This is a genomic window from Pseudomonas fluorescens, from assembly GCF_000967965.1.
In the GTDB taxonomy this organism is placed as follows: Bacteria; Pseudomonadota; Gammaproteobacteria; order Pseudomonadales; family Pseudomonadaceae; genus Aquipseudomonas; species Aquipseudomonas grandcourensis.
In genome coordinates this window covers 36860-62501 of the sequence record NZ_LACC01000017.1, presented here as the reverse complement: position 1 = coordinate 62501, position 25642 = coordinate 36860, and the positions used below count along the sequence as shown (strand labels likewise).

Sequence of the window (25642 nt, the reverse complement as noted above, 5' to 3'; positions counted from 1 at the left end):
CGATACACCCGCAGTTGTGAAAGAAACAGCAAAGTGGGCGTGACGACGGGCCGCAGCGGGGCCGGCAGTCTGTTCGGATCCGCCTCTGACAGCACAGATCCATCAATACCGGACACCGTGCGCCGTCATTCCTACAGATCAGGCTGTAGTCCGCAGGGCATAGTGCCGACTTCAAACCCATCCATTTCTCAAGGAGAGAGAAATGAATTCTTCAGATACAAACTCACAATTCCTACTTCCCAACTCCGACGACGTGCAGGCCCTCAAAGACCTGGTGGTCCCGTTCGTGGAAGCATGCCCCGACATGCACGACATGGCCCATATCGAAGCCCGGGGGATTCTGGACAAGTACGGTATCCAGCACATCGATCCGGACAAAGTCTGGTGGCACCGTTTCGACAACACTTCGGTGACCAGCACCAAGGCCTTCCTGTTCTGGGAACACTACCCCAAGCCCATTGAGTCGCTGACCTTGCCGCAACTGGTGATCCAGCGCTTTCAAGCCCACGATCAGGACAATGCCGACCTGCTGGACAGTGACGGTGGTTTCTACAACGAGGGGGCGAACGCCCGGATCTACAACGAAACCAACGAGGTGAAGATGTACCCAAGCGTGGTCATCAAGGACCTGTGGCGCATCAATTTTCACGACCGCTATTGGGACAAGATGGGCGCCTTCTGGCGCCAGCATTCAGACAATTTCCGCACCCTGGCCAAGCTCAATTTCATTTCCAAGGCGCTGGAGGAACACGACGGCTCACGCCTGAGCAACGAGAACCTCAAGACCGTACTCAAGGCTGTGGCCGGCCACCTCTCCTGGCCCATCACCCTCGACATGCTCCACGCCCATGAGCCACCTGCCGAAGGCCTGCGGGCCACGCCCCTGTACATCGGCAACTACTTCGCCTGCGACATACTGCGCATCATCGACCGCCAGGGTCGGCAGATCCTGTATACCCCTGGCGAAACAGATGCCTTCCATGTATTCGAAACCTCCCACGACCTGCACTGGTGGCTGTTGTGCCAGAACAACCACCCGGATAATCGCGCCCGCTTCATGGCGCACTTTCCCCTGTCGGCCCAACAACAGGATGGCGACAACGTCGGCCTGAATCACACCCTCGACCTGCTGTATTCGACCTGGGGCAAATACGACAGCAGCCTGTTCGATCAGGACGCGCCCGACATCGAGGGTGACGTCTTCAGCTGGATCCGTGACTCGGTCAGGGAACGCATGTTCGACGACGCCGATCTGTCCCTGCGCTCCAATGGCGACCTGCGGGAAAAGCTGTGGATCGGCTACCTGAGCACCTTCAGCCGCCTCTTTGGGGCGATGGCCGTGGTGGGCTGGCCGGTTGCCCTCGCGGCTGTCGGCGCCGGCCTGGCCAACATCGGCCTGAACATCGACCAGGCCGTCAACGGGAAGAATACCCAGGAGCGCAAGGCCGGTGTACTCGGCGCCATCTTCAGCAGCATCGATACCCTCTTCAATGCGCTGGCGCTCGGCGGCTCGGTCGAGGTAGCGGAAGTCGGTGAAGCTAACGATGAGTTCACCCCCCAGGAGAATCTCGCCGCCGAAAACGAACACCCCAATGGCGCCCCGCCGAAAATCACCGTTGCCGCTCCTGGTCGAGCCTATGTCCTGGAAGGTGAAAACCCGCTAGCCCCGTTCGAGACCAATGAGGTACTCGATGGGTTGCAGGTAGCGGCCGAGGAAGGCCAGTACCGCAACATTTATCAGCCGGCGACGGGCGGCAACTACATCAGGATCAATGGCGACTACTACCTGGTGCGCTACGTCAACGAGTTGAAGACCTGGGTCATCATCGATCCCGCCAACCCGTTCTCGTTTTACCGCAACCTGCCGGTTCGCTTGAACGCCGCGGGTGAATGGGAACTCCTGACACGCCCCGGGCTGTATGGCGGCGGTAGCATTTTCGGATGCTGGCCATGGGGAAGGACGCCAGAACCTTTACCCAACGTAGCCAGCCCCACCACTGTCTATGACGTGCCCCTGGCGTTACGGGCCGAGTTGCTGCCTATCGTCACTGACGTTAACAAAGTCAATCACCTCAGTGACGCTTTCGACGACATCTTTAATCCCGGAGGCGCTCTGATGCAGTTCAAGGCCCTGAGAAAAACCTTGTTTCGAGACGCAGAGGCCTACTATCAAAACCTTCCGGAACTCCCTCCCAGGCCGACCATTCCGACCTTTGGCCCGGTAAGCCGAACCAAGGACATCATCGAGACGCTGTTCGAAGAGTCACCCGCCCTTGTAGTCGGCGAAAGCCACTCCAGCATTGGCAGCAAACAGTTCCTGATCGAGAACATGGAAATACTCAGCAAACAAAAGGTTAAAACCTTGTACATGGAACACCTGCTCAACGACTTCCATCAGGCGGACCTGGATGTTTTCAACAAGAGCGGCGTAATGTCGAAAAGCCTGAAAAGTTACCTGAAGAACCTTGATATAGGTCATCACACCGATCCCTCTGGCCGATTCACCTTTATGAAAGTGGTCAAGGCCGCGCAGAAAAACCACATTCGCGTACAGGCGATCGACTGTGCCGCCAGCTATCGCGTCGATAACATGTTCGAGACAGCACACGCCCACCGGCACAAAATGATGAATTACTTTGCCAAGATCATTATCGATGCTGATCAGGCCGCTAGAGGCCCTCATCGCTGGATTGCCTTGGTTGGCAATACCCACTCCAATACCTGGGAAGGCGTCGCGGGCGTCAGTGAACTGGAAGGAGGCATCGGACTGCGGGTAAAAAGTGCCGAGGTCGCCCAGCCCACGAGCATTGAGCAAGATCCGGGAAAATCCGGAACCAGCAGAACAGACAGCACCGTGTTCACCATCAAGAACGACCTGCTCCTGCAAGTGGAATCCCCAGAGCTTGCCAGGGAACTGGTACTCGAGGCTGCACTCAATCAACCGGGCATGTTCAGCATCGAGAAGTACGGCAACCAGCTCGAATTGGTTCACCGCACCCGGGACGGCTCACTGGTGCGCACACTGATCCACTCCGACGCCACAGGCGTGTGCATCGAGCGCCCACAGTGGGGCAGCATCAATAATAAGCAATTTGCCAGCCTGGCCGACCTTTCGGATGCACTGCGCCGCAATGGCTTGAAACCCACACGCGTCCCTTGAAACGCAAAAAGCCCCGGGTCTCTCGACCCGGGGCTTCGCTTGGCACTATCGGTTTGAACCTGGTTTCACAGGTTCAATTCGATCATTCCCACTCAATGGTCGCTGGCGGCTTGCTCGACACGTCATAGGTGACGCGGGAGATGCCTTCGATTTCATTGATGATGCGGCCGCTGACGGTTTCCAGCAGTTCGTAAGGCAGGTGTGCCCAACGCGCGGTCATGAAGTCGATGGTTTCCACGGCACGCAGGGCCACGACCCAGGCGTAACGTCGGCCATCGCCAACCACGCCAACCGATTTCACCGGCTGGAACACTACGAATGCCTGGCTGACCTTGTGGTACCAGTCGGCCTTGCGCAGTTCTTCGATGAAGATGTGGTCGGCGCGACGCAGCAGGTCGGCGTATTCCTTCTTCACTTCACCGAGGATGCGCACGCCCAGGCCCGGGCCCGGGAACGGGTGACGGTAGACCATGTCGTACGGCAGGCCCAGTTCCAGGCCCAGACGACGGACTTCGTCCTTGAACAGCTCGCGCAGGGGTTCAACCAGCTTGAGGTTCATTTCTTCCGGCAGGCCACCCACGTTGTGGTGCGACTTGATCACGTGGGCCTTGCCGCTTTTCGCGCCAGCCGACTCGATCACGTCCGGGTAGATGGTGCCCTGGGCCAGGTACTTGATGTTGTCCAGCTTGCAGGATTCGGCATCGAACACGTCGATGAAGGTACGGCCGATGATCTTGCGCTTCTTCTCCGGGTCGGCTTCGCCGGCCAGGTTGCCGAGGAACTGCTCTTCGGCGTTGGCGCGGATCACCTTGACGCCCATGTTCTCGGCGAACATGGCCATCACTTGCTCGCCTTCGTGCAAGCGCAGCAGGCCGTTGTCGACGAACACGCAGGTCAGCTGGTCGCCAATGGCTTTGTGCAGCAGTGCGGCAACTACCGAGGAGTCAACACCGCCGGACAAGCCGAGCAGGACGTTGTCGGTGCCAACCTGGGCGCGAACCTGGGCGATGGCGTCTTCAGCGATTTTCGACGGGGTCCACAGGGCTTCACACTCGCAGATGTCGAGGATGAAGCGCGACAGGATGCGACCGCCCTGCTTGGTATGGGTCACTTCCGGGTGGAACTGCACGCCGTAGTAGCCGCGAGCATCGTTGAACATACCGGCAATCGGGCAGCTCGGGGTGCTGGCCAGGATGTGGAAGTCTTCCGGCATGCGGGTGACCTTGTCACCGTGGCTCATCCACACGTCGAGGCCAAACAGGCCGTCGGCGTCGATGTGGTCTTCGATGCCGTCGAGCAGGCGGCTCTTGCCGACCACGTCAACGCGGGCATAACCGAACTCACGCAGTTCGGAACCTTCAACCTTGCCACCCAGTTGCTCGGCCATGGTCTGCATGCCGTAGCAGATACCAAAGACCGGCACGCCCAGATCGAAAACCGCTTGTGGGCAGCGCGGGCTGTTGGCTTCGTGAACCGACTCCGGGCCGCCGGCGAGGATGACGCCTTTAGGAGCGAATTCGCGGATCGCATCTTCGTCCATGTCGAACGGGTGCAGTTCGCAGTACACGCCGATTTCACGCACGCGGCGGGCGATCAGCTGGGTGTACTGGGAACCGAAGTCGAGGATCAGGATGCGGTGAGCGTGAATGTCGAGGGCCATGATTCAGTCTCGTCTAAAAAATTCGGAAACAGTCGTGATTCAGAAACAACTCGGGGCTGAATAAAACAGCCCCGGTTGCTTAGCTTGTTGCTTGAAGGCTCAACCTACGCGGTAGTTTGGCGCTTCCTTGGTGATCTGCACGTCGTGAACGTGGGATTCGGCCATGCCGGCGCCGGTGATCCGCACGAACTCAGGCTTGGTGCGCATCTCTTCGATGTCGGCACTGCCGGTGTAGCCCATCGAGGAACGCAGGCCGCCCATCAACTGGTGGATGATCGCGCTCAGGGTGCCCTTGTACGGAACACGCCCTTCGATGCCTTCCGGAACCAGCTTCTCGGCGCCTGCCGAGGAATCCTGGAAGTAACGGTCGGAGGAACCTTGAGCCTGGGACATGGCGCCCAGCGAACCCATGCCGCGATAAGCCTTGTACGACCGGCCCTGGAACAGTTCGATCTCGCCCGGCGCTTCTTCGGTACCGGCGAACATCGAGCCCATCATCACGCAGGAGGCACCGGCCACGATGGCCTTGGACAGGTCACCGGAGAAGCGGATGCCGCCGTCGGCGATCAACGGTACGCCAGTGCCTTCAAGGGCAGCGGCAACGTTGGCGATGGCACTGATTTGCGGGACGCCGACACCGGCGACGATGCGGGTGGTGCAGATCGAGCCAGGGCCGATACCGACCTTGACTGCGTCAGCGCCGGCTTCGGCCAGGGCCTTGGCGGCAGCGCCGGTGGCGATGTTGCCGCCGATGACCTGCACTTCAGGGAAGTTTTGCTTGACCCAGCGAACGCGGTCGATCACGCCTTTGGAGTGACCGTGAGCGGTGTCAACCACCACCACGTCAACGCCGGCAGCAACCAGGGCGGCAACGCGGTCACCGGTGTCTTTACCGGTGCCGACTGCTGCGCCAACACGCAGACGACCTTGATCGTCCTTGCTGGCCAGCGGGTAAGCCTTGGCTTTTTCGATGTCGTTGACGGTCATCATGCCCTTGAGGGCGAATTTGTCGTCGACGATCAGCACGCGTTCGATGCGGTGCTTGTGCAGCAGTTCACGCACATCGTTCTTGTCGGCGCCTTCCTTGACCGTGACCAGACGCTCTTTAGGCGTCATCACTTCACGGACAGTGGCTTCCAGACGGTTCTCGAAACGCACGTCACGGGAGGTGACAATGCCGACCAGGTCGCCATTGTGCAGCACCGGAACGCCGGAGATGTTGTGCATGCGGGTCAGGTCGAACAACTCGCGCACGGTGGCGTCGGCGACGATGGTGATCGGATCCTTGACCACACCGGCTTCGTAACGCTTGACCTTGCGGACTTCGGCAGCTTGCTGCTCGATGGTCATGTTCTTGTGGATGATACCGATACCACCTTCCTGAGCCATGGCAATTGCCAGACGGGCTTCAGTGACGGTGTCCATGGCGGCGGAAACCAGTGGAATATTCAGCTCGATGCCACGGGTAAGGCGGGTCTTGAGACTGACTTCGTTAGGAAGCACCTCGGAATAACCGGGCACTAGGAGAATGTCGTCGAATGTCAGAGCTTCTTGGCTGATACGCAGCATCGCGGGGGCTCCCGAGCGGGAAAATGGAAGCGCGCCATTATAGTCAGACACCCCCTCGGGTTCAATGTAAAACTCTGTCTATTATTGGCATTACTGACATACGGAGATTGGCGCCCCCTACAATTCGACTTTCACCCAACTGACCGGCTGATCGAGCCAATCGGCGAATTCATCGATAAAGCTCTGCTTGAACCCGGCTTCAGCCCAGTTGTTGAAGATGAAACCGAGGTTGGAGAAGCCGCATTCCTGCAGGAACAGGAAGCCGTTGATGTCGTCTTCATGCCCGCATTCGGGGCAGGTGAAGTTGTCGGTACGCCCCGGCATCCAGTCTTCCAGGCTTTCGAACAGGGCTTCACCCACTTCCTTGCGGCACTCGGCGCAGCCCGCCTCTTCAAGGAAACCCTTGGCTGGCGTATAGATGCAGCGCTTGGTGATGATCTCCAGGCCATTGATCGGCTCGCCGAACGGCAGGGCTTCAGGGTGCAGGACCACTGCGCGGGCACCGTCGGCGATGGCATGGGCCATGCGGTTGCCGGTGCGGCCACAGGTGGTCAGTTCTTCCTCGATGATGTTCTTGCGCACCAGCCAACGTACGACGGCCCGGGCCCGGGGTTCGTGCACCGGCAGGGTGGAGATTTTCGGGACGATGATGCTTTGGGAGTTCATGGGTACAGGCCTGAAGCTTTGATGAAGGAACTTGAGCATCCACAAATTATAGGTCGACCCAGACCTGATGCCTGGCACCGACCCTGTAGGAGCGGGCTTGCCCGCGAAGGCGGTGTGTCAGTCGAAAACATTGCTGAATGTCAGATCGCATTCGCGAGCAAGCCCGCTCCCACAGGGGATACAGGCTGGCCCACGAAGTTTTTACAGCTCTACGACAACCGCCTGCGAAGCACGGGTCGCCTTGGCGCGGGCGGCTTCGATCGATTCGTCGCGCGCCAGGGCCACACCCATGCGGCGCTGGCCGTTGACTTCAGGCTTGCCGAACAGGCGCAACGCGGTATCCGGTTCGCTCAGCGCGGCACCCAGGTTGGCGAAAGCGGTCTGGGTCGACTGCCCTTCCACCAGGATCACCGCCGAGGCCGAAGGCCCGAACTGACGGATCAACGGGATCGGCAGACCGAGAATGGCCCGTGCGTGCAGGGCGAACTGCGACAGGTCCTGGGAAATCAGCGTGACCAGGCCGGTGTCGTGCGGGCGCGGCGAGACTTCGCTGAACCACACCTGATCACCTTTGATGAATAGCTCGACGCCAAACAGACCACGGCCACCCAGGGCTTCGGTCACAGCCTTGGCGACGCGTTCGGATTCAGCCAGGGCAACCGGGCTCATGGCTTGGGGCTGCCAGGATTCCTGGTAGTCGCCCTTCTCCTGACGGTGGCCGACCGGCGCGCAGAAGGTGGTGCCGCCGACGTGGCGCACCGTCAGCAGGGTGATTTCGTAGTCGAAATCGATGAAGCCTTCGATGATCACCCTACCTTTACCGGCACGGCCGCCTTCCTGGGCGTAGTCCCAGGCTTTCTGCACGTCATCGACGCTGCGCAGCAGGCTCTGGCCCTTGCCCGAAGAACTCATGACCGGCTTGACCACGCATGGGAACCCGAGGTCTTCAACGGCTTTGCTGTAGTCCTCGAAGGTGTCGGCAAAGTGGTACGGCGAGGTCGGCAGGTCCAGCTCTTCAGCGGCCAGGCGACGGATGCCTTCGCGGTTCATGGTCAGCTGCGCGGCGCGGGCGGTCGGAATCACGGTGAAGCCTTCGGCTTCCAGCTCCACCAGAGTCGCGGTGGCGATGGCTTCGATTTCCGGGACGATGAAGTGCGGCTTCTCGGCTTCGATCACGGCGCGCAGGGCGGCACCATCGAGCATGTTGATCACGTGGCTGCGGTGCGCCACCTGCATGGCCGGCGCGTTGGCGTAGCGGTCCACGGCAATCACTTCAACGCCCAGGCGTTGCAGCTCGATCACCACTTCCTTGCCCAACTCGCCACAGCCACACATCAATACGCGGGTCGCGGTGGGTGACAATGGAGTTCCGATACGGGTCATCTGAAGGTCCTCAAGGAGCGGATCATCGAGGGACGCGTCGCCATGCGCGCTTCCCATGGGGAGAAAGCGCGGCATTTTACATGAACTTCAGCTGACGACAGCCTGTTTGCGCAGGCGCCAGGCCATGATCAGCCACACGGCGGTGACCCCGGCGAACTTCGAACCCAGGGCGGTGAGGATCACCCCCGGCGTCAGGGCGTCGATCATGCCGAAAAAGATAAAGGTATCGAGGGGAATGCTCAGGGCCGAACTTATCCACAGGCGATCATGCAGCGGACGCTTGGTAATGCTGAACACCAGCCAGTCGATGCACTCGGAAACCGCGAACGCCGTGGCGCTGGCCAGGGCGATGGACGGATCGGAGGTGACATAGGACAACACCAGTGCCACCAGCATCGCTGCGAGGGCGCCATGCCCGAATCGGGCTTGCACCATGTCGCGCAACACAAACACCAGCCCGCCCCAGGCCGACCAGATGATGTCCAGGTGCGGCGTGGTGGAAAAGGCGTAGTTGATCAGCACGACGCTGCTGATGTAGGCGATCAGGAAGAGCATGAGGCGTGGGAATACCTGTCAATTTTGTGCACAGGATACTTCATCTTCGGTACACAAATAACCTGTGGCGAGGGAGCTTGCTCCCGTCGGGTCGCGTAGCGGCCCCGAAATCAGCACATTCACTTGAGATTTTTGGGGTTGCTTCGCAACCCAGCGGGAGCAAGCTCCCTCGCCACAGAAGCTCCGCCACTCAGCGATCGGATTTGGAAGGCAGCATCCAGATCAACCCACTGGACTTGGCCCGCTCATGACACAACCCCAGCACCTTGCGCCGCTCGTCGTTGTCCATGCGGCTCCAGCGGGTAATCTCCTCCACCGTGCGTTGGCAACCGGTGCAGATGTCATCGTCATCCAGCGCACAAATGTTCACGCAGGGCGATGCTACCGGACGTTCAGTGGCAGTCATTCTTCCTGCTCGGCCAGGTCGCGGGCATAGCGCTGCGAGTTGTGCACGTAGTGAGCAGCGCTGGCTTCCAGCATCCTGATTTGCGGCTCGGTCAATTCGCGCACCACTTTGCCGGGCGACCCCATGACCAGCGATCCGTCCGGAATCTCCTTGCCTTCGCCGATCAGTGAATTGGCGCCGATGATGCAGTTCTTGCCGATCTTCGCGCCATTGAGAATCACCGCGTTAATGCCGATCAGGCTGTAGTCGCCGACGGTGCAGCCGTGGAGCATGGCGTTGTGGCCGATGGTCACGCCAGTGCCGATGGTCAGCGGGTAGCCCATGTCGGTGTGCATCACGGTGCCGTCCTGGACGTTGCTGTTCTTGCCGATCAGGATCAATTCGTTGTCGCCGCGCAATACGGCGTTGAACCAGACGTTGGCGCCCTCATCCAGCTTGACCTTGCCCACCAGCACGGCATTGGGTGCGACCCAGCTCTGTGGATGGGTTTCGACGCGGGCGTCGCCCAGGCGGTATTTCATTGTGGTATTCCTCAAGGCTCAGGCAGGCTTTTTTCAGCGAAATCAGGATTCAGGCCATTCGAACGATGGCGTCAGATATTGATAAAGCTTTTGGGAGGCTGATGCAGGCTGATTTTGGCGTCATACAGCAGGTTGATCAACTCGACGATCATGATCGCCGTCAGCCCCCAGATCTTGTATTCGCCAAAGCGATAGCTCGGCACGTACCAGCTGCGGCCCTGATAATCGATACGATGGGTATGTTCGCGGGGGTCTTTGCGGAAGAACTCCAGGGGCACGCTGAACACCGCAGCGATCTCGGCATCGTTGGCCCGGTATTCGACAAAATCCGGGATCACCCCGACATAGGGTGTGACCTTGATGCCATGCAGGCTGATCAGCGGGCTGAGCGGGCCGATCACCTCGACCAGCCCCGGCGGCAGGCCGATCTCTTCTTCGGCTTCACGCAGGGCGGTGAAAATCAGGTCGGGGTCTTCGGGGTCACGGCGTCCGCCGGGAAAGGCGACTTCGCCGCCATGGGTCGACAGGCCGCTGGCACGCAGGGTCAACACCAGCTCGGGTTCGTCACTGCGAGTGATGGGCACCAGCACCGCGGCCTCGGGAAAACGACGGTCGGTCTCCAGTGTGCGTGGAGTGTGGTTACTAACCCGATGCAGTAGCTCATCCAGCATGAGTGTTCTCGATCTGTGCCTTACCCGGCATCATGCACCAATCGCTGCGGTCGCCCAACCCCCGCAACCGCCCCATGTCGCGAAACGACAACTTGCCGACCGGCACTGCCGCACGCCAAGATAGGCGCAGCATTCAGGAACCCCAGCATGAAATTTTGCAGCCAGTGCGGTAACCCGGTGACCCAGCGCATTCCCGAAGGCGATTCGCGCCTGCGTTTTGTTTGCGACAGCTGTCACGCCATTCACTACCAGAACCCCAACATCGTCGCCGGCTGCGTGGCGACCTGGGGCACCCAGGTGTTGCTGTGCCGGCGGGCCATCGAGCCACGTCGCGGCTACTGGACCCTGCCCGCCGGTTTCATGGAGAACGGCGAGACCATCGAACAGGCCGCCATTCGCGAAACCGCCGAGGAAGCCTGCGCCCGGGTGCGCAACCTGAGCATCTATACCCTGATCGACGTGCCGCACATCAGCCAGGTGCATGTGTTCTTCCGTGCCGAACTGGCGGACCTGGACTTTTCTGCCGGCCCCGAGAGCCTGGAAGTGCAACTATTCGACGAAGCGGACATTCCATGGGATGAGCTGGCTTTCCGCACGGTGGGCCGTACCTTAGAATGTTTCTTCGCTGACCGGCGGACCGAGGTCTATCCCGTTCGGTCTGAATCGATCCCGCCACTTGCTCAGCCTGCCATTATCTGATGTCATCTCGGCATCACTCAAAGGCGCCGAAAGACCGCCCGAACGCGGCACGAGCCTGCGGCAGCTCCTGCAAAAACTTCTATACATAAATAGTCGCGACACCTCCTGGGGAATCGTTTCAATGCGCTGGTTGCTTGCCCTGTTCTGTTTGTCGTTCGTCACGGTGTCCCAGGCTTCTGCCGTGGAAACCCTGGACGGCAAGGTCATCGAGAAGATCCTGATTCTCAAGTCTTCCCATCAATTGCAATTGATCAATGACGGCAAGCCGCTCAAGACCTATCGCATTTCCCTGGGCAAGCGCCCCAAGGGGCCCAAGCTGATGGAAGGCGACAAGCGCACCCCGGAAGGTTTCTACTGGGTCGACTGGCGCAAGGTCAGCGACCGCTTCAACCTGGCGATGCACATTTCCTATCCGAACATCAGCGACTCTGCCCGCGCCCGTCGTGAAGGCGTCGAACCCGGTGGCATGATCATGATCCACGGCACCCCGGACAGCGAAGACACCCCCGAAGACCTGTTCCATACCCTGGACTGGACTGACGGCTGCATCGCCATGCGCAACATGGACATGCGCGAAGTCTGGAACCTGGTGCCGGACGGCACGATGATCGAAATCCGCCCGTAATTCCCCCACGACCATTGGTCGCCCGCAAAAAATAAATTCAAAAGATCGCAGCCTTCGGCAGCTCCCACAGGGTGAATACCATTTCGCTCTGCAGGCGCTGCCGCAGGCTGCGATCTTTGTCGCTTCAAAGCCCACCGCTAATACCACTTCAAACCAACCCCCATTCCAATCGGCCGACAAGGCAGGCTTTCCTACACAAACAGCAAAACCCTGACGTTGACATGGTATTCAAGTGGTATTAGTTTTCGCCCATTCACGGGCAAAAACATTCCAATATCCGCCCCGGACACCCGCCATGAACGATCTCCAGGCCCTGCGCCCCGACGACACCCAACCCACACCGTTGTACCTGCAACTGGCACGCAACCTGGAAGCGGCGATCCACGCCGGCCAGTGGAAAGCCGAGCAGGCGATGCCATCGGAACGCAATCTGAGCGAGACGCTGGGCATCTCCCGCGTCACCGCCCGCAAGGCGCTGGAAGTGTTGTTCGAACAAGGCCTGATCCGCCGCAACCAGGGTTCCGGCACCTTCATCACGCCGCGCCTCGAACAACCGTTGTCGCGCCTTTCCGGCTTCAGTGAAATGCTCCGCCTCAAGGGTTTCGTGCCCGGCTCGCAATGGCTGGAGCGGGAAATTACCCTGCCGACCCACGAAGAGCTGATCCGCCTCGGCCTGTCGCCCAACGACAAGGTTGCGCGCCTCAAACGCCTGCGCAAGGCCGACGACACGGTGATGGCCATCGAGATGAGCACCCTGCCCGCCTCGATCATTCCCAAACCGCAGGCGGTGGGCGATTCCCTCTACGAGTTCCTCGACGGCATCGGCAAGCCGGTTGTCCGCGCCCTGCAGCACATCCAGGCGATCAACGCCTCGGACGAGTTCGCCGCACTGGTGGGCATCGCCCCCGGCACCGCCATGTTGCTGATGACCCGGGTCGGCTACCTCGAAGACAACACGCCCATCGAAGTCACCGACACCTATTGCCGTAACGACTACTACGACTTTGTCGCAGAGCTTCGAAGATAAAGAGCTTCGTTGATAAAGAGCTGTGTCGCCAAACACCGAGATCCCGATCATGTCCGAAGACAACATCCTCACCGCCCACGGCTGGGTTCGCGGCCGACTGGTGCACGAACACGGCAAAGTCGTGTCGATCGAAGGCCAGCCCTGCGATCCGGCGGACAACGATCTGCCGTACCTGCTGCCGGGTTTCATCGACCTGCACGTTCACGGAGGCGGCGGCAAAGACATCATGGAGGGCACGCCGGCCTTCGAAACCATCACCCGAACCCACGTGCGCTTCGGCACTACGTCGCTGCTGGCCACCACCATGACCGCACCGAACGAAGAGATCTTGCGCGTGCTCAAGGCCGTCGGCGAATTCTGTGAGCAGCGGCCCCAAGGCTGCGCCCGGGTGCTCGGCGTGCACCTCGAAGGCCCCTACATCAACCCCGGCAAACTCGGCGCGCAACCCAACTTCGCCCACACCGCGCTGATGGCCGAAGTCGAAGCGTACCTGGCGCTCGCCCCTATCCGGGTGATCACCATTGCCCCGGAAATCGCCGGTCACGATGCCTTGATTCGCGACCTCAGCAGCCGCGGCGTTCGCATGCAGATCGGCCACACCCTGGGCAGTTACGAGGAAGGCGTGGCCGCGCTGGAGGCCGGTGCCAGCAGTTTCACCCACCTCTACAACGCCATGAGCCCGCTGCATCACCGCGAACCGGGAATCGTCGGCGCCGCGTTGGCCCACGCCAAATTCGCTGAACTGATCCCGGACTTGCTGCACGTGCACCCCGGCGCCATCCGCGTGGCCCTGCGTTCGATTCCGTGCCTGTATTGCGTCACTGACTCGACGGCGGCCGCCGGCATGCCCGATGGCGAGTACAAGCTCGGCAGCCACACCGTGACCAAATGCCTGGGCGGCGTGCGCCTGCCCGACGGCACCCTGGCCGGCAGCACCCTGACCATGGATCAGGCCCTGCGCAACCTGGTGAAGATCGGGCTGCCCATCGCCGAAGCCTCGCAGCGCCTGTCGCAATTCCCCGCCGACTACCTCGGCATCACCGAACGCGGGCGCCTGCAACCGGGGGCCTGGGCCGACTGCGTGCGGCTGGATCGCTCACTGAAACTGACCGCCGTGATGGTCGAAGGAGAAGACATTGACTTCAAAAATGCTTGAAGAGGCGCTGTCCTCGTTCGAGGCCGTGCAGGCCCAGTTGCAAAAACTCGACCCGCAGATGATCGAGATCGCCGGGCGCCTGCGTCGTCAGCCGCCACAAGTGGCCATGACCGTGGCGCGCGGCAGCTCCGACCACGCCGCCAGCTACTTCGCCTACCTGACCATGCAACTGCTGGGCATCCCGGTGGCATCGCTGCCGATGTCGGTGGTGACCATGCAGCAAGCGCCATTGAAGGTCAGCGGCCAGGTGGCATTCGCCTTTTCGCAATCGGGGCAAAGCCCGGACCTGGTCAACAGCCTGCGCCTGTTGCGCAAGCGCGGCGCCCTGAGCATTTCGATGGTCAACGCAGAAGAATCGCCGCTGGAAGCTGCCTGCGAATTCAGCCTGCCGCTGTGTGCCGGCACCGAAAGTAGCGTCGCCGCGACCAAGAGCTTCATCGCCACCCTCAGCGCCAGCGCCCGATTGATTGGCCACTGGAAAGAAGACGCCGAACTGCTCGAGGCCGGTTCTGCCTTGCCCGAGGGTCTGCGCCACGCCGCGCAACAGGACTGGAGCCCGGCCATCGACGCCCTGCGCGATTGCCAGCGACTGATGGTGATCGGCCGTGGCGCCGGTTTCGCTATCGCCCAGGAAGCGGCCCTCAAGTTCAAGGAGACCTCGGCGATCCAGGCCGAAGCCTTCAGCAGCGCCGAAGTCCGTCACGGTCCGATGGCCTTGATCGGCGACAACTACCCGCTGCTGGTGTTTGCCCCACGGGGCGCCGAACAGGCCGGTTTGCTGAGCCTGGCCGCCGACATGCGCCAGCGCGGCGCCCGTGTCCTGCTGGCCGCGCCGGATGACGTGCTTGAACGCGACCTGACCCTGACCCGCGCCGAGCACCCGGCCCTCGACCCGATTCTCGCGATCCAGAGTTTCTACGTGATGGCCGCCGGCCTGGCTGTGGCCCGTGGCATGGACCCGGACCAGCCGCGACACCTGAGCAAAGTGACACGCACCCATTGAGTCCGACTCGAAACGATTTCCTGATGAGACCGAGCCATGCATAACAACAATAAAGAGCTGACCTTAAGCGCCCCGCTCAGCGGCCCGGTGCTCACGCTCGCCAAAGTCCCGGACCCGGTGTTTGCCAGCGGCGCCATGGGTGACGGCATCGCCATCGATCCGCTCAACGACACACTCCACGCCCCCTGCGCCGGCGTGGTGGTGCATGTCGCCCGCACCGGTCACGCGGTAACCCTGCGTGCCGACAACGGCGCGGAATTGCTCCTGCACCTGGGGCTCGACACGGTCGAGTTGCAGGGCCAGGGCTTCTCGATGCTGGTCAAGGAAGGCGCGCGTGTCGCCAACGGCCAGCCGCTGCTGCGCTACGACCTCGACAAGGTCGCGCAACAGTGCAAAAGCCTGGTCAGCCTGCTGATCCTCACCAACAGCCAGGACTTTCAGGCACGGCCCATCACCCTCAAGTCAGTCAAGGTCGGCGAGCCGCTGCTGCACATTATTCGTCGACAGACGTCAAGCGCACAGGTGGATACCGAGTTTGCTGGCGCAGAGATTGTCGGTCTGGTGCGCATTGCTCACCGTGGCGGTCTGCACGCGCGGCCGGCTGCGTTGATCCGTCAGACCGCGCAAGGATTCAAAAGCAAATCGCAGCTGCATTTCGCCGGCAAGTCGGCCACCTGCGACAGCCTGATCGGCCTGATGGGGCTGGCCATCGGCGAGCAGGCGGAGGTCCAGGTCAGTTGCCATGGCCCGGATGCCGAAGCTGCGCTGCAAGCCTTGCTGACCGCGTTATCCACAGCCCTGGCCGAAGACCACCACGCTGCCGCGCCAGCAACGATTGCCCAACGCAATCGTCCCGCCGAAGCCGGCGTGTTACACGGCGTCTGCGCGGCACCCGGCCTGGTCGGCGGACCTCTGTTTCGCCTGAATGCGATCAGCCTGCCGCTGGATGCCGGCCAACATGATCGGCTGCAACAACAGCAAGTGCTGGACGCGGCACGGAGCCAGGTGCGCAGCGAAATCGAACACACGCTGGCCTTGGCGAAAAAACACAGGGACACCGCGGAGGAGGCGATTTTCGCCGCACACCTGGCGCTGCTCGAAGACCCGGCCTTGCTGGACGCCGCCAGTCAAACCATTGCCCAGGGCACGGCCGCGACCCACGCCTGGAGCCAGGCCATCGACGCGCAATGCGAAGTCCTCCAGCAAACCGGCAGCACGCTGCTGGCCGAACGCGCCAACGACCTGCGCGACCTCAAGCAACGGGTACTGCGCGCATTGCTCGGCGATACCTGGCATTACGACGTGCCGGCCGGCGCCATCGTCGCGGCCCATGAACTGACGCCTTCCGATTTACTGCAACTGAGCCAGCAAGGCGTCGCCGGGCTGTGCATGGCCGAAGGTGGCGCGACCTCCCACGTCGCGATTCTGGCCCGGGGCAAAGGTCTGCCGTGCATGGTCGCACTGGGTTCGACGCTGCTCGATCAGCAACAGGGGCAACCGGTGGTGCTGGACGCCGACGGCGGCCGCCTCGAACTGACACCCAGCACACAGCGCCTGACCGACGTGCGCCAGCTGCAACAGCAACAGCAACAACGCCGGGCCGAACAGCAGGCCCAGGCCCACACACCTGCGCTGACCAGCGATGGCCTGCGCATCGAAGTCGCCGCCAATGTGGCGTCTAGCACGGAAGCGGCAGACGCATTGGCCAATGGCGCCGACGGCGTCGGCTTGCTGCGTACCGAGTTTCTCTTCGTCGACCGCCACACCGCCCCGGACGAACAGGAACAACTCCACGCCTATCAAGCGGTGCTCGATGCCATGGGCGACAAGTCGGTGATCATCCGCACCATCGATGTCGGCGGCGACAAGCAACTGGACTACCTGCCACTGCCCGCTGAGGCCAACCCGGTGCTCGGTCTGCGCGGCATTCGCCTGGCCCAGGTTCGTCCTGAACTGCTCGACCAGCAACTGCGCGCGCTGTTGCACCTGCGTCCGTTGTCACGCTGCCGGATCCTGCTGCCAATGGTCACTGAAGTCGATGAACTGCTGCACATCCGCCAGCGCCTCGATGCCTTGTACGGCGAACTCGGCCTGGCGCAACGCCCGGAGCTGGGGGTGATGATCGAGGTTCCGGCCGCCGCACTGCTGGCCGAGCAACTGGCCGAACACGCGGACTTCCTGTCCATCGGCACCAACGACCTGTCGCAATACACCCTGGCCATGGACCGCGACCACGCTGGGCTCGCTGCGCGCGTCGATGCGCTGCATCCGGCACTGTTGCGGCTGATCGCCCAGACCTGCGCCGGTGCGGCGCAGCACAACCGTTGGGTGGGCGTGTGCGGCGCACTGGCGTCCGATCCATTGGCCACGCCGGTGCTGATCGGCCTGGGCGTCAGTGAGTTGTCGGTGAGCCCGGTACAGGTCGGTGAAATCAAGGACCGCGTGCGTCATCTCGACGCCAGCGAATGCCGGCGCATCAGCCACGACCTGCTCAAGTTGAGCAGCGCCAGCGCGGTGCGTCACGCCTGTCACCAGCATTGGCCTCTGAGCTAAAGAACAACAAGAATCCACGGAGAACCGCCATGTACCAACTTTTCATCGAAGGCCTGCAACGCCTCGGCCGCGCGCTGATGCTGCCGATCGCGATCCTGCCGATTGCCGGCCTGCTGCTGCGCCTGGGCGATACCGACCTGCTGAACATCGCGATCATCCACGACGCCGGCCAAGTGATCTTCGCCAACCTGGCGATGATCTTCGCCATCGGCATTGCGGTCGGTTTCGCCAAGGACAACAACGGTACGGCGGGGCTTGCCGGGGTGATCGGCTACCTGGTGATGATCTCCACCCTCAAGGTGCTCGACCCGAGCATCAACATGGGCATGCTCGCCGGGATCGTCAGCGGCCTGATGGCCGGCGCGCTGTACAACCGCTTCAAGGACATCAAGCTGCCGGAGTACCTGGCGTTCTTCGGCGGCCGGCGTTTTGTGCCGATTGCCACCGGGTTCGCCGCCGTGGGCCTGGGCGTGGTGTTCGGCTACATCTGGCCGCCGATCCAGCACGGCATCAACAGCTTCGGCACGCTGATGATGGAAAGCGGCAGCTTCGGCGCGTTCGTCTTCGGCGTGTTCAACCGCCTGCTGATCGTCACCGGCCTGCACCACATCCTCAACAACATGGCGTGGTTCGTGTTCGGCAACTTCACCGACCCCACCACCGGCGCGCTGGTGACCGGCGATCTGTCGCGCTACTTCGCCGGCGACCCGAAAGGTGGCCAGTTCATGACCGGCATGTTCCCGATGATGATCTTCGGCCTGCCCGCCGCCTGCCTGGCGATGTACCGCAACGCTCTGCCGGAACGGCGCAAGGTGATGGGCGGGATCTTCCTGTCGATGGCGTTGACCGCGTTCCTGACCGGCGTCACCGAGCCGATCGAATTCGCCTTCATGTTCCTCGCGCCGCTGCTGTATCTGCTGCATGCGTTGTTGACCGGCCTGTCGATGGCGATCACCAATGCCCTGAACATCCACCTGGGTTTCACCTTCTCCGGCGGCTTCATCGACATGATCCTTGGCTGGGGCAAGTCCACCAACGGCTGGATGGTGTTCCCGGTGGGCCTGGCGTATGCCGTGATCTATTACGTAGTGTTTGATTTCTGTATCCGTCGCTTCGACCTGAAAACCCCGGGGCGTGAAGATGCCGCCACCGTCGAGAAGACTGTAGTTGCCGACAACGAGCGCGCCGGGGCTTACATCAAGGCCTTGGGCGGTGCCGAAAACCTGATCACCGTCGGCGCCTGCACTACGCGCTTGCGCCTGGACATGGTGGATCGCAACAAGGCCTCGGATACCGACCTGAAAGCGCTCGGCGCCATGGCCGTGGTGCGTCCGGGCAAGGGCGGGAGTTTGCAGGTGGTGGTGGGGCCAATGGCCGATGCCATTGCCGATGAGATTCGCCTGGCGATGCCGGCGCTGGGTCGGGCCTTGGTGTCGTCACCAGCGGCAGAAATCGACGCACCCAAACCCGCCGCCGTGGTGACACCCGAGGCGCAGCAATGGCTCAGCGCCCTGGGCGGTGGTGACAATGTGCTGCAACTCGATTGCATCGCCATGACCCGAATTCGCCTGCAACTGGCCAATGGCAAAGCGTTGTCGGAGTGTGATTTGAAAGCACTGGGCTGTCAGGGAGTCAGCCAGTTGGAAGGTGGCGTGTGGCATCTGTTGGTTGGCGACAAGGCGCCGAGCTTGAGTGATGCGCTGGAAGCATTGGTCAATCGCAGTGAGGTGAGTGCCAAGGTTTAGATCCTCGGTGCCTGATAGGCCGCCATCGCGAGCAGGCTCACTCCTACATTTGCTCTGCGTACACCGCACCACTGTAGGAGCGAGCCTGCTCGCGATGAGGCCCTCACTGACACCACTGAATCCTGAGCAACAAAAAACCCGCTGAAATCTCTTTCAGCGGGTTTCTCATTTCAGCAGCCAGGAAGATCAGAAATCCTCCAACCGCCACACCTCATAAGCCGGTGTCTCGTAGGGATGGCTCTGTTTCAGAGCCGCCACCACCGAGTGGATCAACTCATCGGCCACCACCAGCTCAACCTTCCATTCCTCGACCTGCTCGACCTGCCCCGCTTCGCCAATGAACGGCTGACTGCCGTCCAGTGGACGAAACTGACCCAGGCCCAACACCTGCCATGCACAGTGGTCGTAAGCACCGATTCGACCGCCACCGGCGGCGAAGACGGCACTCTTCACGTCTTCGACGTGACTGGTTGGAACGAAAAAGCTGAGCTTGTACACGGCGCTTAGTTCACCCGCTTTTAGTTTACCCAGACCCGAGCATTACGGAACATGCGCATCAACGGTGCATCTTCGTTCCAGTCATCCGAACGCCACGAGTTCTGCACGGCACGGAACACACGCTCCGGGTGCGGCATCATGATGGTCACGCGACCGTCGCGGCTGGTCAGGCCGGTGATCCCGCGCGGCGAGCCGTTCGGGTTGGCCGGGTAGCTTTCGGTGACCTTGCCGTGGTTGTCGACGAAACGCATCGCCACGCAACCGGACAGATCGGCTTCCAGCAGTGCTTCTTCGCTGGAGAACTCGGCATGACCTTCGCCGTGAGCAATGGCGATCGGCATGCGCGAACCGGCCATGCCTTGCAGGAAGATCGAGTTCGACTCCTGGATCTGCACCATGGCAACACGCGCTTCGAACTGCTCGGAACGGTTGCGCACGAAGTGCGGCCAGAACTCGCTGCCCGGGATCAGCTCGTGCAGGTTGGACATCATCTGGCAACCGTTGCACACGCCGAGGGTGAAGCTGTCGTTGCGTTCGAAGAAGCCCTGGAACGCATCGCGGGCACGGCTGTTGAACAGCGCCGATTTCGCCCAGCCTTCACCGGCACCCAATACGTCGCCGTAAGAGAAGCCGCCGCAAGCGACCATGCCCTTGAACTCGTTCAGGTCGACACGGCCGGCCAGAATGTCGCTCATGTGCACGTCGATCGCGTTGAACCCGGCGCGGTCGAACGCGGCCGCCATTTCCACCTGACCGTTGACGCCCTGCTCACGCAGTACGGCAACCTGTGGGCGAATGCCTTTCTTGATGTAAGGCGCGGCGATGTCCTGGTTGATGTCGTAGCTCAGCTTGACGCTCAGGCCCGGGTTCTCTTCTTCCAGCAGCACGTCGAACTCTTGCTCGGCGCAGTTGGCGTTGTCACGCAGACGCTGGATCTGGTAGCTGGTCTCGGCCCACTGGCGTTGCAGCAGACGACGCTGGCCTTCGAACACGGTTTCGCCGTTGAAGGTGATGCTGATCTCGCCGTTGTTCATCGGCTGACCGACCACCGATACGCAATCACCCAGACCGGCAGCGCTGAACTGCGCGAGGATGTCCGGGGTGGCGTCCTGGCGAACCTGGATCACGGCGCCCAGTTCTTCGTTGAACAGAATCGCGGCGATGTCGGCCGAAGTTTCTGCCAGACCGTCGAGGTTCAGGCTCAGGCCGCAGTGACCGGCGAACGCCATCTCGACAACGCTGGTCAGCAGACCACCGTCGGAACGGTCGTGGTAAGCCAGCAGGTGACCGTCGGCGTTGAGGCCCTGGATCACCGCGAAGAAGGCTTTGAGGTCTTCGGCGTCATCGACGTCCGGAGCCTGCTTGCCGAGCTTGCCGTGAACCTGTGCCAGGATCGAGGCACCCATGCGGTTCTGGCCGCGGCCCAGGTCGATCAGGATCAGGTCGGTGGTGCCCTTGTCCATGCGCAGTTGCGGGGTCAGGGTCTGACGGATGTCAGTCACTGGCGCGAAACCGGTCACGATCAGGGACATCGGCGAAGTCACGGACTTGTCCACGCCTTCGTCGTTCCAGCGGGTGGCCATGGACATCGAGTCCTTGCCCACCGGAATGGTGATGCCCAGCTCAGGGCACAGTTCCATGCCGACCGCTTTCACGGTGTCGTACAGGCGTGCGTCTTCACCCGGGTGACCGGCAGCGGACATCCAGTTCGCCGACAGCTTGATGTCGGAGATCTTGCCGATGCGCGAAGCGGCGATGTTAGTCAGGGTTTCGCCGATGGCCATGCGGCCCGACGCCGGAGCGTCCAGCAGTGCCAGCGGAGTACGCTCGCCCATGGCCATGGCTTCACCGGTGTAGACGTCGAAGCTGGTGGCGGTGACGGCAACGTCGGCCACCGGAACCTGCCACGGGCCGACCATCTGGTCACGAGCCACGAGGCCGGTGATGGTGCGGTCGCCGATGGTGATCAGGAAGCTCTTGCTGGCCACGGCCGGGTGATGCAGGACGCGCTCGACGCAGTTGGCGATGTCGAGGGTCGACGGATCGAAATCGTCGCCCAGTTCGTTTTCACGAACCACCGAACGGTGCATGCGTGGAGCCTTGCCCAGCAGCACTTCCAGTGGCATGTCCACCGGGCTGTTGCCGAAGTGGCTGTCGGTCACGGTCAGCTGCGGTTCAGCAGTGGCTTCGCCGACTACGGCAAACGGGCAACGCTCACGTTCGCAAATCGCCTTGAAGCGCTCGAAGTCAGCCGGGCCGACCGCCAGAACGTAACGTTCCTGGGATTCGTTGGACCAGATTTCGTGCGGGGCCATGCCCGGCTCGTCGTTTGGAATGTTGCGCAGTTCGAAACGGCCACCACGGTCGCCATCGTTGACCAGCTCCGGGAAGGCGTTGGACAGACCGCCCGCACCCACGTCGTGGATGAAGCTGATCGGGTTCTTGTCGCCTAGTTGCCAGCAACGGTCGATGACTTCCTGGCAGCGACGCTCCATTTCCGGGTTTTCGCGCTGTACCGACGCGAAGTCCAGGTCTGCCGAGCTGGTGCCGGTGGCCATGGAGGAAGCCGCGCCGCCGCCCAGGCCGATCAGCATCGCCGGGCCGCCGAGCACGATCAGCTTGGAGCCGACCAGGATCTCGCCTTTCTTGACGTGTTCTTCACGGATGTTGCCCATGCCGCCAGCCAGCATGATCGGCTTGTGGTAACCGCGAACTTCGTCACCGTGCGGGGTGGTGATCGACTGTTCGAAGGTACGGAAGTAACCGGTCAGGGCCGGACGACCGAATTCGTTGTTGAACGCAGCGCCGCCCAGCGGGCCTTCGATCATGATGTCCAGCGCAGTAACGATGCGCTCAGGCTTGCCGTACGGCACTTCCCACGGCTGTTCGAAGCCCGGGATCTGCAGGTTCGACACGGTGAAACCGGTCAGGCCAGCCTTCGGCTTGGCACCGCGACCGGTCGCGCCTTCGTCGCGGATTTCGCCGCCGGAACCGGTGGATGCGCCCGGGAACGGGGCAATCGCGGTCGGGTGGTTGTGGGTCTCGACCTTCATCAGGATGTGCACCGGTTCCTGCACCGCGCCGTACTGGCGGGTCTCAGGGTCCGGGAAGAAACGACCGGCCACGGAGCCGACGATCACCGAAGCGTTGTCCTTATAAGCGGACAGAACGCCTTCGCTGTGCATCACGTAGGTGTTCTTGATCATGCCGAACAGGCTTTTTTCCTGGCTCTGGCCGTCGATGTCCCAACTGGCGTTGAAGATCTTGTGGCGGCAGTGCTCGGAGTTCGCCTGGGCGAACATCATCAGTTCGATGTCGTGCGGGTTGCGCTTCAAGCCGACGAAGGCGTTGACCAGGTAGTCGATCTCGTCTTCGGCCAGGGCCAGGCCCAGCTCGGTGTTGGCTTTTTCCAGCGCGGCGCGGCCGCCACCCAACACGTCGATCGCGGTCAGGGGTTTTGGCTCGGCGTGGCTGAACAGGCCGGCGGCCTGTTCGAGGTTGCCCAGGACGATCTGGGTCATGCGGTCGTGCAGGCCGTCGGCGATCAGCTGGGCTTCAGCGTCGCTGAACTGGCCGGCCACGTAGAACGCGATACCGCGCTCCAGGCGCTGGATTTTCGCCAGGCCACAGTTACGGGCTATGTCGCTGGCCTTGCTCGACCACGGAGAGATGGTGCCGAAACGCGGCAGCACCAGAAACAGACGACCGGTCGGTTCTTGTACCGGAACGCTTGGACCGTACTTCAGAAGGCGCGCAAGCACCTGCTGTTCGTCGCCGGTCAGGACGCCCGTAACTTCGGCGAAGTGAGCGAATTCAGCATACAGGCCACTGACAGCCGGAACCTTCTGGCTCAGTTGCTCAAGGAGTTTGCTGTGGCGAAAGGCAGAAAGGGCAGGAGCGCCGCGCAGGATCAACATCTTCGGGACAGCCTCGGGAAGGGGTGTGCTTTGAGGCCGTGCATTCTAGCCTAAACAGCCCGCGACATCACCCGAAACGCTACGCACGGTTGCACTCGGGTGTCGTTCTGTGTTTCTGCCTCGAAAGTCAGGTTAATTGGGCGTGTGACGACAGCTTATTTTTACTGTAACAAAATGCAGAAAAGGCCCATTCCTGCGGGGTTTCTGCCGGTTTTGTGATCTCTAGCAGACAACCCCCTCACTGTCGAGATATGGCGCCCGTGGTCCTTTGCGTATACTGCGCAGATGTTTTTCCCAACGGCTTTGCGTCCGCGGTATGCCAAATGGCTGATCGCAACCGGACTCTTCCTGATGCTCGGTGGCTGTGTTGATAAACCCAACACGCTCGAGCGCGTAAAGGAGGATGGTGTGCTGCGGGTGGTTACCCGAAACAGCCCTGCCACCTACTTTCAGGATCGCAACGGTGAAACCGGCTTCGAATACGAGCTGGTGAAGCGCTTCGCCGACGATCTGGGGGTGGAGCTGAAGATCGAGACCGCCGACAACCTCGATGACCTGTTCAACCAGGTCGGCAAGCCCAATGGCCCGGTGCTGGCGGCGGCCGGTCTGGTCAGCAGCGAAGAACGCAAGAAGCAGGTGCGCTTCTCGCACTCCTATCTGGAAGTCACCCCGCAGATCATCTACCGCAACGGTCAGTCACGACCGACCGATGCGAAAGACCTGGTGGGCAAGAAGATCATGGTGCTCAAGGGCAGCACCCACGCCGAACAGCTCGCGCAACTGAAACAGAAATTTCCCGGCATCGAATACGAAGAGTCTGACGCGGTCGAGGTCGTCGATCTCCTGCGCATGGTGGACGAAGGTCAGATCGACCTGACACTGGTCGACTCCAACGAAGTGGCAATGAACCAGGTGTACTTCACCAACATCCGGGTCGCCTTCGACCTCGGTGACGCCAGCAACCAGAGCTGGGCCGTCGCACCGGGCGACGACAACAGCCTGCTCAACGAAATCAACGACTACCTCGACAAGGTCAAGAAGAACGGCACCCTGCAACGCCTCAAGGACCGCTACTACGGGCATGTCGACGTCCTCGGCTACATGGGCGCCACCACGTTTGCCCAACACTTGCAGCAACGCCTGCCCAAGTACGAACAGCACTTCAAGTCGTACGCCAAGAAAGAGAAAGTCGACTGGCGCCTGCTCGCGGCCATCGGGTACCAGGAGTCGTTGTGGCAACCGGCGGTCACATCCAAGACCGGCGTGCGCGGCCTGATGATGCTGACCCAGAACACCGCACAGGCCATGGGCGTGTCCAACCGACTGGACCCCAAGCAGAGCATCATGGGCGGCGCCAAGTACCTGGCCTACATGAAAGACCAGCTCGACGATTCGATTCAGGAACCGGACCGGACCTGGTTTGCCCTGGCAGCCTACAACGTCGGCAGCGGCCACCTGGATGACGCGCGTAAACTGGCGGCCAAGGAAGGCTTGAACCCGGACAAATGGCTGGACGTGAAGAAGATCCTGCCGCGCCTGTCGGAAAAGAAGTGGTACAGCAAAACCCGTTACGGCTACGCCCGTGGCGGCGAACCGGTGCATTTCGTGGCGAACATCCGTCGCTACTACGACATTCTGACCTGGGTCACGCAGCCGCAGCTTGAAGGCGATCAGGTCGCCGAGGGCAAACTGCTTGTTCCGGGGATCGACAAGACCAAGCCTGCTCAAGAGCCTTCACCGCTCTAACAGAACAACCGAGATCAAATGTGGGAGCGGCGGTGCGACGATTCGACTTGCTCGCGAAAGCAGTGTGCCAGCCAACAGAGAT

20 protein-coding genes are annotated in these 25642 nt (G+C 61.5%); 9 read left to right on the top strand and 11 right to left on the bottom strand.

The window, feature by feature from the left end; translation table 11 throughout:
• The first annotated feature begins 202 nt into the window (after window positions 1–202).
• A complete protein-coding gene (locus tag VC35_RS14540; protein ID WP_052960563.1) occupies window positions 203–3160 on the top strand; it encodes a membrane-targeted effector domain-containing toxin in 2958 nt (985 codons plus the stop codon).
• A gap of 82 nt (window positions 3161–3242) precedes the next feature.
• Here the strand turns inward: VC35_RS14540 and guaA are convergent, their stop codons facing one another.
• The 9 genes from guaA to VC35_RS29535 all read right to left on the bottom strand — a co-directional run bounded on the left by guaA (window position 3243) and on the right by VC35_RS29535 (window position 10724).
• Window positions 3243–4820, bottom strand: a complete 1578-nt coding sequence (gene guaA / locus VC35_RS14535; RefSeq protein ID WP_046040991.1) for a glutamine-hydrolyzing GMP synthase — start codon at window positions 4818–4820, stop codon at window positions 3243–3245.
• 99 nt (window positions 4821–4919) lie between these two features.
• Window positions 4920–6389, bottom strand: coding sequence for an IMP dehydrogenase (gene guaB, locus VC35_RS14530; protein WP_046040990.1), 1470 nt, complete (start codon window positions 6387–6389; stop codon window positions 4920–4922).
• 117 nt (window positions 6390–6506) lie between these two features.
• On the bottom strand, window positions 6507–7055 hold the full coding sequence (locus VC35_RS14525) for a hypothetical protein (RefSeq protein WP_046040989.1): 549 nt from the start codon (window positions 7053–7055) through the stop codon (window positions 6507–6509).
• Between the two features lie 201 nt (window positions 7056–7256).
• Window positions 7257–8438 carry a formate-dependent phosphoribosylglycinamide formyltransferase gene (purT, locus tag VC35_RS14520; protein ID WP_046040988.1) on the bottom strand — a complete coding sequence of 394 codons (1182 nt, stop codon included), beginning with the start codon at window positions 8436–8438 and terminating at the stop codon, window positions 7257–7259.
• Window positions 8439–8525: 87 nt separating this feature from the next.
• Window positions 8526–8993, bottom strand: coding sequence for a VUT family protein (locus VC35_RS14515; protein ID WP_046040986.1), 468 nt, complete (start codon window positions 8991–8993; stop codon window positions 8526–8528).
• Window positions 8994–9183: 190 nt separating this feature from the next.
• Window positions 9184–9399 (bottom strand): DUF1289 domain-containing protein, encoded by a 216-nt coding sequence (locus VC35_RS14510; protein ID WP_046040984.1) that lies wholly within the window; start codon window positions 9397–9399, stop codon window positions 9184–9186.
• Complete coding sequence (locus VC35_RS14505) at window positions 9396–9920, bottom strand: gamma carbonic anhydrase family protein (protein ID WP_046040982.1); 525 nt, start codon at window positions 9918–9920, stop codon at window positions 9396–9398. The genes VC35_RS14510 and VC35_RS14505 overlap by 4 nt, the downstream gene beginning before the upstream one ends.
• A 71-nt stretch (window positions 9921–9991) precedes the next feature.
• Window positions 9992–10591 (bottom strand): CoA pyrophosphatase, encoded by a 600-nt coding sequence (locus tag VC35_RS14500; RefSeq protein ID WP_046040980.1) that lies wholly within the window; start codon window positions 10589–10591, stop codon window positions 9992–9994.
• Complete coding sequence (locus tag VC35_RS29535) at window positions 10581–10724, bottom strand: hypothetical protein (protein ID WP_185754788.1); 144 nt, start codon at window positions 10722–10724, stop codon at window positions 10581–10583. Before VC35_RS29535 ends, VC35_RS14500 begins: the two co-directional genes overlap by 11 nt.
• 14 nt (window positions 10725–10738) lie before the next feature.
• Here VC35_RS29535 and VC35_RS14495 point away from each other — a divergent pair, with 14 nt between their 5' ends.
• The 7 genes from VC35_RS14495 to nagE all read left to right on the top strand — a co-directional run bounded on the left by VC35_RS14495 (window position 10739) and on the right by nagE (window position 19399).
• Window positions 10739–11290, top strand: a complete 552-nt coding sequence (locus tag VC35_RS14495) for an NUDIX hydrolase (RefSeq protein WP_046040979.1) — start codon at window positions 10739–10741, stop codon at window positions 11288–11290.
• A 121-nt stretch (window positions 11291–11411) separates the two neighbouring features.
• Window positions 11412–11915, top strand: a complete 504-nt coding sequence (locus VC35_RS14490; protein WP_046040978.1) for a L,D-transpeptidase family protein — start codon at window positions 11412–11414, stop codon at window positions 11913–11915.
• Window positions 11916–12210: 295 nt separating this feature from the next.
• Complete coding sequence (locus VC35_RS14485; protein WP_046040977.1) at window positions 12211–12942, top strand: GntR family transcriptional regulator; 732 nt, start codon at window positions 12211–12213, stop codon at window positions 12940–12942.
• A gap of 49 nt (window positions 12943–12991) precedes the next feature.
• A complete protein-coding gene (nagA, locus tag VC35_RS14480) occupies window positions 12992–14098 on the top strand; it encodes an N-acetylglucosamine-6-phosphate deacetylase (protein WP_046040976.1) in 1107 nt (368 codons plus the stop codon).
• Window positions 14079–15101, top strand: coding sequence for an SIS domain-containing protein (locus VC35_RS14475; RefSeq protein WP_185754787.1), 1023 nt, complete (start codon window positions 14079–14081; stop codon window positions 15099–15101). The genes nagA and VC35_RS14475 overlap by 20 nt, the downstream gene beginning before the upstream one ends.
• 36 nt (window positions 15102–15137) lie before the next feature.
• Window positions 15138–17654 (top strand): phosphoenolpyruvate--protein phosphotransferase, encoded by a 2517-nt coding sequence (ptsP, locus tag VC35_RS14470; RefSeq protein ID WP_046040972.1) that lies wholly within the window; start codon window positions 15138–15140, stop codon window positions 17652–17654.
• Window positions 17655–17683: 29 nt separating this feature from the next.
• Entirely contained in the window at window positions 17684–19399 is a 1716-nt protein-coding gene (nagE, locus tag VC35_RS14465; protein WP_046040971.1) for an N-acetylglucosamine-specific PTS transporter subunit IIBC, read from the top strand.
• Between the two features lie 186 nt (window positions 19400–19585).
• Here the strand turns inward: nagE and VC35_RS14460 are convergent, their stop codons facing one another.
• Together VC35_RS14460 and purL are read right to left on the bottom strand one after the other, a co-directional pair.
• Entirely contained in the window at window positions 19586–19897 is a 312-nt protein-coding gene (locus VC35_RS14460) for a YqfO family protein (RefSeq protein ID WP_046040968.1), read from the bottom strand.
• A 20-nt stretch (window positions 19898–19917) separates the two neighbouring features.
• A complete protein-coding gene (gene purL / locus VC35_RS14455; protein ID WP_046040966.1) occupies window positions 19918–23814 on the bottom strand; it encodes a phosphoribosylformylglycinamidine synthase in 3897 nt (1298 codons plus the stop codon).
• Window positions 23815–24099: 285 nt separating this feature from the next.
• On the opposite strand from purL, the gene mltF reads away from it, so the two are divergent.
• On the top strand, window positions 24100–25560 hold the full coding sequence (gene mltF / locus VC35_RS14450; RefSeq protein WP_046040963.1) for a membrane-bound lytic murein transglycosylase MltF: 1461 nt from the start codon (window positions 24100–24102) through the stop codon (window positions 25558–25560).
• The last annotated feature ends 82 nt before the right edge of the window (window positions 25561–25642 follow it).